The 11380-nt window shown below is 43.5% G+C and carries 9 protein-coding genes; 5 read left to right on the top strand and 4 right to left on the bottom strand.

The window, feature by feature from the left end; genetic code table 11:
• Window positions 1–18 precede the first annotated feature (18 nt).
• On the bottom strand, window positions 19–4023 hold the full coding sequence (locus tag VB775_RS08830; RefSeq protein ID WP_281007140.1) for a magnesium chelatase subunit H: 4005 nt from the start codon (window positions 4021–4023) through the stop codon (window positions 19–21).
• Between the two features lie 407 nt (window positions 4024–4430).
• On the opposite strand from VB775_RS08830, the gene VB775_RS08835 reads away from it, so the two are divergent.
• Together VB775_RS08835 and VB775_RS08840 are read left to right on the top strand one after the other, a co-directional pair.
• Window positions 4431–4940: a Tic20 family protein gene (locus tag VB775_RS08835; RefSeq protein ID WP_281007139.1), complete on the top strand. Its 510-nt coding sequence runs from the start codon at window positions 4431–4433 to the stop codon at window positions 4938–4940.
• Window positions 4941–5019: 79 nt separating this feature from the next.
• Window positions 5020–5511 carry a Tic20 family protein gene (locus VB775_RS08840; RefSeq protein WP_281007138.1) on the top strand — a complete coding sequence of 164 codons (492 nt, stop codon included), beginning with the start codon at window positions 5020–5022 and terminating at the stop codon, window positions 5509–5511.
• A gap of 322 nt (window positions 5512–5833) precedes the next feature.
• Here the strand turns inward: VB775_RS08840 and prmC are convergent, their stop codons facing one another.
• The 3 genes from prmC to serA are packed head-to-tail and all read right to left on the bottom strand — an operon-like array spanning window position 5834 to window position 8530.
• Entirely contained in the window at window positions 5834–6700 is an 867-nt protein-coding gene (prmC, locus tag VB775_RS08845) for a peptide chain release factor N(5)-glutamine methyltransferase (protein WP_281007137.1), read from the bottom strand.
• Window positions 6701–6744: 44 nt separating this feature from the next.
• Window positions 6745–6891 carry a hypothetical protein gene (locus tag VB775_RS08850; RefSeq protein ID WP_281007136.1) on the bottom strand — a complete coding sequence of 49 codons (147 nt, stop codon included), beginning with the start codon at window positions 6889–6891 and terminating at the stop codon, window positions 6745–6747.
• Between the two features lie 55 nt (window positions 6892–6946).
• Window positions 6947–8530, bottom strand: a complete 1584-nt coding sequence (gene serA, locus VB775_RS08855; protein ID WP_281007135.1) for a phosphoglycerate dehydrogenase — start codon at window positions 8528–8530, stop codon at window positions 6947–6949.
• A 467-nt stretch (window positions 8531–8997) separates the two neighbouring features.
• On the opposite strand from serA, the gene VB775_RS08860 reads away from it, so the two are divergent.
• From VB775_RS08860 to VB775_RS08870, 3 genes are all read left to right on the top strand, one after another.
• On the top strand, window positions 8998–9771 hold the full coding sequence (locus VB775_RS08860; RefSeq protein WP_281007134.1) for a sulfite exporter TauE/SafE family protein: 774 nt from the start codon (window positions 8998–9000) through the stop codon (window positions 9769–9771).
• Between the two features lie 207 nt (window positions 9772–9978).
• Complete coding sequence (locus VB775_RS08865; protein ID WP_281007133.1) at window positions 9979–10548, top strand: protein tyrosine phosphatase family protein; 570 nt, start codon at window positions 9979–9981, stop codon at window positions 10546–10548.
• Window positions 10549–10640: 92 nt separating this feature from the next.
• Entirely contained in the window at window positions 10641–11063 is a 423-nt protein-coding gene (locus tag VB775_RS08870; protein WP_281007132.1) for a nuclear transport factor 2 family protein, read from the top strand.
• Window positions 11064–11380 lie beyond the last annotated feature (317 nt).

Here is an 11380-nt window from a genome sequence, read left to right on the forward strand (position 1 = left end):
AAGCCGCCCTTTTTTATTTTACTCTACACCTTCAATGCGGTCTTCGAGTTCTTGATATAGCTCACGCAATCTATCCAGATTCTCTTCACTGGTTTCCCAATAGCCGCGACCATTGACTTCTAGAAGAGTACCAACAATCTTACGGAACGAATTGGGATTGAGATTTTTGAGCCGATCGCACATCTCTTTATCGTTCACATAGACATCATTGACATCTTCGTAAACCCAGTTATCCACTGCGCCAGCCGTTGCTGACCAGCCCATTGTGTTGACAAGGCGCTTCGAGATTTCGCGCACACCTTCGTAACCACTCTTGAGCATTCCCTCATACCACTTGGGATTGAGAATCTTGGTACGGGTATCGAGGCGAACTGTCTCGGTCAGAGTGCGGACTTGAGCGTTTGCAGTAGTGGTGTCAGCGACAAAGGAAGCTGGTTTTTTGCCATCTTTGCGGAGACTGCCAACGAGCTTGGTGGGGTCAGAGTCGAAGTAGTGAGATACATCGGTGAGACTGATTTCTGACGAGTCCAAGTTTTGGAAGGTCATGTCAACGGTCTTCAGTGAGGCTTCGTAAAGCTGACGCTGTTGAGTGTTGCTGACATTCGCACCAAAGGCGAAGGACTTGCGCGATAAGTACATCTGCTGCAATTCTTCTTCGTTTTCCCATGTGCTGTTTTCCACAGCAAGGTTGACGTTAGAGGAATAGGAACCCGATGAGTTACTGAAGACGCGAGTTGCGGCTTGACTGATGGTTAAACCAAACTCTTCGGCTTGGGCGATCGCGTGTTTGCGGACAAAGTTCATTTCCAAAGGCTCATCGGCTTCGGCTGCCATACGCACAGCGCGATCGATTAAGTCCATTTGATTCACAAACAAATCACGGAATACGCCAGAGCAGTTAACAACCACATCAACGCGAGGTCTGCCTAGTTCTGCGAGAGGAGTTAGTTCCAACCGATTGATGCGACCTAGGGCATCGGGCATGGGCTTCACGCCGATCATGCAGAGAACTTGAGCGAGGGATTCGCCATAGGTCTTGATGTTGTCAGTTCCCCAGAGCACGACAGCGATCGTTTCGGGATAAACGCCATTGTTATCTTGACGTTGCCGTTCTAAGAGGCGATCGACTACGGTTTTCGCGGCTTGTACTGCTGCACTCGTAGGGATCGAGTTAGGATCGAGAGCGTGCATATTCTTGCCAGTAGGTAGCACCAAGGGATTACGAATGGGGTCACCACCGGGGCTAGGCAGAATATAGTCACCTTCGAGGGCGCGAATTAGACCACCAAGTTCGTTATCAGCGACGATTTGTTTGAGACAGAACTCTAAAAACTCAAATAGAGGTTTGATGTCATCTTTATTGATATTGGGATAGCCATTCTCTTGGAAAACTTCAATCCAAGGCTCGGTTTTACCCATTCTAAAGAAGTTCAGCACTGAGAGTTTAGAAACTCTGCCATCGTCATCAGCCTTCGCTTTGACCAATGCACCTACGGATTTATTGGCGATCGCGCGAATGTTAGCCAAAAGTTCCACATCGGCGTAAATACCTTTGTCACTGGATTTGTATAGCTGTTCGATATCGCGTCCAATACATTCACACATGATCCGAAGTAAAGACTTCATGTTGTCTTCGGGGCGATCGAAGCTGGCAATGCTTGTCAATACATCGGTGACATCTTCAACCTTTGGAGGTTCGCCAACAACGTGCAAGCCACAGGGCAGAACGCGAGACTCGATTTCCATCAGCTTGTTATAAACCTGACCGATGACGTTATCGCGCTCTTCAAGGGACATTTCCTTGGCATCTTGGTCAGGAAGCTGCACATCCTTATCTAGATTGACCAAGCGTACCTTGTCCATGATCGTATTGGTAATTTGCACACCACGACCACCGAGGCGCAGATCCTTGTAAGACGCAATCAGTTCACTCAATTCTTGCAAGTTACGGCTCAAGCCTGCATTTTCGGGCGCAGGAGTGATATAGCTGATAATCGTGGCATAACCGCGACGTTTAGCGATCGTGGCTTCCGATGGATTGTTAACGGCGTAATAATAGATATTCGGCAAAGCTCCAATCAAGCTATCAGGGAAACATTCGCCCGACATTCCCACCTGTTTACCTGGCATGAATTCCATTGAACCGTGAGTACCGAAGTGGAGGACTGCATCGGCTCCCCAGATATGGTTCAGATAGGTATAGTAAGCAACAAACCCGTGGTGGGGTGACGCGGATTTGCTAAAGAGCAAGCGCATGGGGTCACCTTCATAACCAAAGGTAGGCTGTACGCCTACAAAGATGTTTCCATATTGCTTACCGTAAATCAGCAGATTCTGACCATCAGAATTGAGATGTCCGGGGGCGGCTCCCCATTGCTCGATAATGCGATCGACGTAGGGAGTATGGGCTTCATACTCAGGCACAGACATCTTGTAAGCAACATTCAGTTCAGGACTGCCAACCATGGCTTCAGGATTATGCAGAATTTCTGACATCATATCGTGGGATGTCTTGGGCAAGCCTTGCACATCATAGCCATTGTTGCCAAGAGCTTCGGCAACTTTGTGAATGGAAGAGAATACATCTAAGTAAGCGGCCGTGCCAATATTTCCCTTATCAGGTGGAAAGCTGAAAATGGTGATAGCTAGTTTCTTCTCGTGGCGAGGCTTGCGGCGCAGATTTGCCCATTTGATCGCACGGTTGGCGATGGTTTCAAGGCGATCGCCGATCGCATGAGATCTTCCCGTCATACTATCGCGCCCCGAAAGCACAATGGGATCGAGTCCGCCATCGAGTTCTGGTAGCGCAACCTGTAGCGCTACTTGCACAGGATGCAATCCGAGATCGCTATCTTGCCATTCTTCAGTAGTTTGGAAAACGAGGGGTAAAGCCACCATGTAGGGACGATTTAGCTTTTCGAGGGCTTCGATCGCTTTGGGATGATCTTGTTTAGCAGGCCCCCCAACTAATGCAAAACCAGTCAGTGAAACGACGCTATCGACGATCGCCCGATCCTTTTGCTTAGGATCATAGAAATATTCTTCAACTGCTTTTGAGAAATCTAAGCCCCCATTAAATACGGAAATCACCCTTGCTCCAAGAGACTCCAGTTCTTGTACCATCGCCACATAATGCGCGTCATCGCCTGTGACAAGGTGAGTTCTTGCCATGAGAAGCCCCACACATGGCGCGAGGGGATCTTTCATTTCTTCAGGAATATCTGTACGTGAGTTAAACCAGTTTAAATAGTCGGTAGTAGTCTCAAACATCTTGGGAGCAAGGGGATGCCACAGTCCCATGTCTAAGTAATTGACAGGATCTTTAATTTGTAAAGGTGCGGAACCATTTTCTTTTGCTCGCGCTTTGACCGTCGGCAGATAATTTTGGGCAAGCATCAACAAGAAATTTTCAAGGTTTTCCGTTGATCCCCCTAGCCAATATTGAAAGCTCAACATGAAGTTGCGAGCATCCTGAGCCTTGTCCATCGGCATATATTTAAGAATCTTAGGCAGGGTCTGGACGACCTTGAGCATACTGTCTTGAAAAGAACTACCTGATTTCTCTTTACGCTTCCGCATAAACTGGGCGATCGCACTTTTCGACTGCCCCAGATTTTCCATACTGAATGAACCCATCTTATTAAGGCGCATCACCTCAGGCATCGATGGGAATACCACACAGGCGGATAGGCGATCGCGATGGGGGGCAACTGCTTGGGCAATCTTCGTGGCGAGATCGTCTATAAAAATTAGTGAGGCAATAAAAATATCGGCTTCCGCAATATCTTCTTTAAAGGCTTCGTAATTTTCTGGACTACGTAGCTCTTCGATTAAATAACCATTTACCTCGATCGCCAGATGAGGATTGTTTTTGTTGATTGACTTTACAGCCGCCGACATAGCGCTCTGATATTGAGGTTCAAGCACTACATAGACCAACTTCATTAAGACCCGACCCTGTAGATTTTCGGGAATGATACGTCTACCAGATAGTGTTGCGATCGGTGGCACAGAAGTGAACATGCAGTCTCCTTAAATTACTGTCCTGATTTTTTTAGAATGTTATGTATTGCGTTTGGTTATAGTGTTGCTAAAACTGTTACGTTCAGTAACAATTAGCAATTAAAGATTTATACCTATTCACTATTTAATACCAGACAAGCATTGCTATGGTTGATTTTGGGCAATAAATGCAATAATTTTAAATTGATTTGTTTACATTTCGTTACATTTTGCAGCATTTGTGACAAAGAAATGTAAATATTTTTTAAATCTCTTTAAAGAACTTGAGCTAAAATCGAATCCATAAGCAATCCTAAGTAGTTTGAGAGAGTGCGCCCCAAAGGGACGCACTCTCTCAAACTGTATCCCACAAATGAATTAGGATTGCTATAAATCAAATAACAACAAAGAATTTAGAGAACATAGTTATGACATGGCAGCAATCTGTAACACCTCTGCACCGCTTTTATAGTTGCTTGCCTTACCTACTGCCCATATCGGCGGGTGTAATCTATGGGGCGACCTTGTTTCAGCAATTCCCAATTCTCGTACTTCCCTTTTTCCCGTTTATTTGGCTGTATGGAAATGTTTTAGCATTTCCTCTAGTACCTGTGCTTGGGTTGACAGGCGAATTTTTCCTGTTTATGGGGTTATTCTTTTTGGTGGTGAGAGATGCTCGTGTTCCTCATTTTGTTCGATTCAACACAATGCAAGCTTTGCTAATGCAAATAGTATTATTTATTGCTCAACTTGTATTTCAAGTAGTCCAACAGTTGTCTAGCAATGGATTGCCATCTGTGATCAGCGCCACCATCGCCAATACCATTTTTATTGGTACAACTCTAATAGCTGGCTATGCCATTTATCAAAGTGTCAAAGGTGAATATTCTGACATTCCTACTCTTTCACAAGCAGCCTCATTTCAGTGCGAGTTATAAAACTAATCTAGGCATAGATTTTATGAGACCTAGTGATCTTTAGACAGTTTAAAAATAATTTGAAAATCAATAGAGATTTATGGCACGACGTAGTTCAGTTGACGCTTTAGATAGGCTTTATTCAAGCTTACCCTATCTATTACCGATCGCATCAGTAGTTTTATTTGGAAGAGTATCTCTGTTTACACAAATCCCTATTTTAGAGACAATATTCTTCCCAATCCTCAAAATAGAAGAGATTTTATCCACTTCAATTATTGATTTTATTTCTATTCGTCTTGTTGTTTGGTTTAGTGTATTTATTTTTGTTGTTAGAAACTATAAAATCAAACATTTTATTCGTTTCAATTCTATCCAAGCTTTATTACTAGATATTATTGTTATCCTTATCACTGTGATAGTAAAACTTCTAGGGCAAATATCATTTTTATACTTTATATTGGAAATTATTTTAAATGTTACCTTCTTAGGAATAGTAGCAGCATTTTTATATTCAGTATTTCAATGTGCGATGGGAAAATATGCTGAGATTCCTGTAATATCTAACGCTGCTTACCAACAGACACCTTAACAACTCCAAACACAACACATTGCGCTGAAAGAAAAACTAGATAAACTTTTAAAACCTCCGCTTCACTAAGTTTTTATAGCTGTCACTGAGTGTAATAAAACGCAAGAATTGATTGGTGGCGCGTTGCACCACTAATAAATTCTTGCATTTTGATTTATCCTATAGCAAAGTTTATCTACACTACTTTAAGGTGAGTTCGATATAGCCATTTGCGGCGTGCTTCGCACGCCGCAAATGGCGAAGAATGGTAAGAATCTCCAAGCGATTCTTACCATTCTTCGCTTTCGTCGAACTGACGTTTCTTTAATCCCAAATCATATTTCTATTTTTTATTTGCTGATACAAAGCGCTCGATCGCTGCGTAATCTTGGTGTATTTGGATATTGGTATAGCTGCCATTTGCCTGTAACAGCGATCGCACTATTTCTGCTTGTCCCGCCATTAGTTCCACAATCCAAAATCCGCCTAAAATTAAATATTGTGGTGCAGTATTAACTAACTCCCGAATTGCCACAAGTCCATCTTCACCACCATCTAGAGCTAAATGTGGCTCATGATTGGTTACTTCTGGTTGCAAATTTAAAACTTCAATACTAGGTATATAAGGCGGATTTGAAATAACTCCCGCAATTTGGTTTTGTAAATTTAATTTAGCTAATGGCTCAAACCAACTGCCGTGATGAAAATGGATTTGCTGATAATTCTTACTAGCATTAATTTTGGCGATTTCTAAAGCAGCTTGACTGCAATCAACTGCATGAATTTCTGCTTGCGGAAATTGCTGTGCTAAAGCGATCGCGATCGCGCCGCTACCAGTCCCTAAATCTACCCAAATACCATTTTGATAAATAGGATCTTGGCAATTCTCAGCAATAATATCAATTATTAATTCGGTTTCAGGACGCGGAATTAATACGGCAGGAGAAACCTGCAATTCTAAATTGCGCCATGTTACTGATCCTGTTAGGTACTGTACAGGAACGCGATCGCTTAATCTTTTTTGCCAAAGTTGATCGAGTTTAGTTAATAATTCAGGTGTAATTTTTTGCGAGATATTAGGCGATCGTAATCTTAAGTCCAATTTGTCTAAGCAAGTTAGCCGTAAAACTAGCCAATCAAGCTCATATACAGGTACATCATATTGTTTTGCTGATAAAAAACTGCGATCGTACCACGCCCAAAAAGTCATAATTAATCCTCCCAAACAAAAGGCTCGCAATGCGAGCCTTTTGTTTATTTTTTACGCTTATTCATATCTTCGAGATAAGCCTGTTGGTAACTGAGAAAGCTGTTATGCCATTCTTGAAAACGGCGATCGCCATCACGCACCAACATTTGACGATACTTTTCTGAAGGAATATATGGTTTTGAAGTTGTCATAATGCTTATCCACTAAACTTCGTTTAGATGGTAACGCATTGCGTCACCATCTAAACTATAGCTTCACCACAAAGGCATCGGTGACACCTTGAATATGCACGATTTCATCAAGCAAACCGCTAGGCAAAGGATCGTCAATATTCAAAACCATGACTGCTTCACCGCGCACCATGCGACGACCAACTTGCATACTGGCAATGTTCACATTGAAGTTACCAAGCAACGAGCCAATTCTACCGATAATCCCTGGCATATCACGATGCAGAGTCAACAACATATAGTGAGTTGGTGCAACGTTGATCGGAAACTCATTGATGCTGGTAATCCGAATTTCAGACTTGCCGAGCAATGCACCAGTTACTGACTGTTCGCCTTGGCTACCATGAGCCGTCAAGTGAATCGAGCCACTGTAATCCTCTACAGAAGGATCGCGAGTTTCGGTAACGTGAATACCACGTTCTTTAGCCTCGATGCTGGCATTGACAAAGTTAACTCGTTCGCGCAGAGCAGGAGAGAGCAAACCTTTGAGCGCAGCCACGACAATTGGTTGACTTTCGCTGTTAGCGATTTCACCTTGGAGCTTGACATTCAGAGTATCGACACGACCACCAGCCAGTTGACCAACCAGATTGCCCAGCATTTCGGCAAGTTGCAGGTAAGGCTTGAGTTTTTGCCATACATCGGGACGCAATCCAGGGATATTCACCGCCGATCGCGCAGGTAATCCGAGCAAGACATCACGGATTTGTTCGGCAACATCGACGGCTACATTGGTTTGAGCTTCTTCGGTGGATGCGCCAAGGTGAGGTGTCAAGATTACGTTTGCGCCGAGTTCGCGTAAACCAGAATCAGCTTCGAGAGGCTCATTTTCAAATACATCAAGGGCGATGCCGCCGACTTTACCACTCTTGATCGCTTCAGCGATCGCTACTTCATCAATAATCCCGCCTCTAGCGCAGTTGATGATTCTCACGCCATCTTTCATGATTGCAATGCGATCGGCATTAATCAAATGTGCAGTTTCTTTAGTTTTGGGTAAATGCAACGTGATGTAATCAGCTTCACGCAGCAAAATTTCTAGCTCAACCAGATGGACACCTAATTTCTCAGCACGCTCTGCGGTCAAGAATGGGTCATAGGCGAGAATCCGCATTCCCAGAGACTTGGCAACAGTAGCAACGTGAGAGCCAATTTTGCCTAAACCAAGAATACCGAGGGTTTTCTTGTATACTTCAACGCCAGTAAAACTCTTGCGATCCCACTTACCACCTTTGAGGGATGCGTTAGCGGCAGGTATAAAACGCGATAGCGACATCATCATCGCCAGAGTATGCTCAGCCGCCGCGATCGTATTGCCTTCAGGAGAATTGACAACCACGATGCCCATGCGGGTAGCGGTTGGCACATCTACATTATCGACCCCAACACCAGCACGACCGATGATTTTGAGGTTTTTACCAGCTTCAACAGCTTCTTTGGTGAGCTTTGTACCAGAGCGAATCATGATCGCGTCGTATTCAGGGAGAACTTGGAGCAGTTCTTCGGGACTAAGGGTGGTTTTTACGTCAACGGTGGCGACCTGAGAAAGGATATCGATACCAACTTGATCGATGGGGTCAGAAACGAGAACTTTGGGCATAACGATTAAAAAATGTACCAGTGCCTATAGCGGAGGGTTTGCGGCTACGCTCTAAATCCTAAACGCCCTTGAATCAATGCAAGATAAACGCTAGATATCGCGCAGCTTAGACACACTAAGACGACAATAATTGCTTACATTAATAATATTAAAGCAAAAATGAACGCTCCCACGTTTCAGACACCTTGGAGTTGCTATCAATCTATAGCGCTTTTCAACCAAGCGAGGTACAAAGGTCTGTTTCTCTACCTTTGGCGAGAAAACAAACCCGTACTTCTCCATAACAACGCAAAAGATAGCTAGGACAAATCAAACCCAAAAAGATGAGTGACGGCGCGAAGCGCCGCCACTCATCTTTTTGGGTTTATGTTCTAAGCAACACTTACATTGCTATAGACTGAATAACTGCTATATAGAGTTTACTGAGGTTTGTGAAGTAAGAACCAAACCCAGTAAGGGTTTTAAACATGAATGTGCAATATTTACTGATTTTTGGGGCGGCGCTATTGGCGGGTGGGATCAATGGCATTGCTGGGGGAGGCAGTTTTATTTTGTTTCCTGTGCTCATGTTTGTTGGCATTCCGCCCATAACTGCGAATGCTACCAATGCGATCGCTTTGCTGCCAGGGACATTAGCCAGTGCGGGGGCCTATCGTCGCGAATTTGATCAAGATAAGCGATCGCTCATTCAAGTATGTATATTGGGGGTAATTGGGGGGCTAGCAGGAGCAATTTTGCTTCTCAGAACGCCATCGGCAACTTTTTTACAAGTTTTACCTTACCTATTATTGACAGCAACATTAGCTTTTGCCTTTAGCAATAAAATGACGCTATGGGTTGAGCAGCAGCAATCTCGATTTGCGAAGCTCCGAGAATTGCGAACAGTCTTCATTACGATCTTGCAATTAGTTGTGGCTGTGTATGGAGGCTTTTTTGGGGGCGGGATGGGAATTTTATTTTTGGCAACCTTTGCGCTGATGGGGATGACCAATATCCATCGCATGAATGCTTATAAGGTCATGCTCACCAGTTGTATCAATGCAGTAATCGTTATTCCTTTTGTCCACGCGGGGGTGATTCTTTGGCAGGAAGGGGCGATCGCAGCGATCGGTGCTTCTATTGGAGGTTATCTCAGTGCTTACTATGTTCAAAAGATTGCCCCCATAGTAGTAAAGCGCTTTGTGATTGGTGTTGGTTCCGCGATGACGCTGTACTTTTTTATTAAAAGTTGGTTTGCTTAAGGCTGAATTTAGATGGTTGCCTAATTTACGCCAAATTTGGACAAAAGTTGGACGTTTGAGTTACGCATCTTACCTATAGCCATACTTGAGTTACTCCCTTCCCAGTGAAGAATTATACGTTGCGGCGCTTCGCGCCGCAACGTATAATTCTTGGTTTTTGATGTATATTTCTTTGGTGGGAAGGGAGTAATTCTCTATTTTCAAAATATGAAAACACAAAGTATTCTGTCTAACATCGTTCTATATGGTCGCTCGGTATGGCAGATAGTGCGATCGCGTCTTAGTCCTAAAAAAGGAATTGAGGATATCCTAAACTACCGATATATCTCGGACAAGTTAGCTACAAGTGGTCAACCAACCGCCACAGAACTGACTTTAATTAGTCAAGCAGGATATAAGACTATTCTCAATTTAGCACCGCCAAATGCTTCTAATGCTCTGCCAGAGGAACAAGTGATCGCAACTAGTTTGGGAATGAATTACATTAACATCCCCGTAGTTTGGGATCATCCGACCATGGCAGACTTTAATCAGTTTTGCGATGTGATGGACAATCACAAAGACAAACCGATTTTTGTTCATTGTGCGATGAATATGCGCGTATCTGCATTTATGTATCTCTATCGTCATTTGAAGATGGGAGTCCCTGCGTCAGAAGCATATTCAGCCATGAAAACTGTCTGGGAACCCAATGTTATTTGGCAGAAGTTTATTGAAAATGCGATCGCCTCTAATTACAGTAACTTCCGAGCAAGCGAATCTCAAGAAAATTTTTAAAAGCATTGCAAAGCAATGCTTTTAAAAATTTTCTTGATTTGAATTTGAGCGCAAAGCGCTGTAAATTAACTATTACCTAAATCCTAAAAACTATGGAAACTAAACCACCTCTTCCTCCATTTACCCTAGAAACCGCCAAAGCCAAAATCCAAGCTGCGGAAAATGCTTGGAATACTCGTGAGCCAGATCGCGTTGCCCTTGCCTATACCGAAGATTCTGAATGGCGCAATCGTAATGAATTTGTAAATGGGCGCGATGAGATTAGAGAATTTCTCAAACGCAAATGGGCAAGAGAACTAGATTACCGATTGAGAAAAGAACTTTGGTGTTTTATGAATAATCGCATTGCGGTGCGATTTGAGTATGAATATCATGACGAAGCAGGTAATTGGTATCGTGCCTACGGTAATGAAAATTGGGAATTTGCAGAAAATGGATTGATGATGCGCCGCTTTGCTAGCATTAACGACTTAGCGATCCAAGAAAGCGATCGCAAGTTTCGCTGGGAACGTTAAATTTACAACGCTAAGCGCTTAAATCCAAACCAAGAAGATTTTTGAAAGTGTTGCTTTGCAACACTTTCAAAAATCTTCTTGGTTCGTTTGATCGGTAACTGATGTTACGTGGAACTCAGATGATGAATCTCATGCTGGTAGAGAAGCAGGGCAACCACGGGGGGATTGCCCCTACCTGTAAATTTTAGATCTTGTAGATACTGTCTTGAGTACCAAAAAGTCAAGAGGGAATTTTAACAAAATTAGGATCGAAAGAACGCTGAGACTTGAGAACACCAAAGACCTGTCGTAACAGCTTGTGCATTACAGCACCAATG

This window comes from Pseudanabaena sp. CCNP1317 (assembly GCF_034931345.1).
GTDB lineage: Bacteria > Cyanobacteriota > Cyanobacteriia > Pseudanabaenales > Pseudanabaenaceae > Pseudanabaena > Pseudanabaena galeata.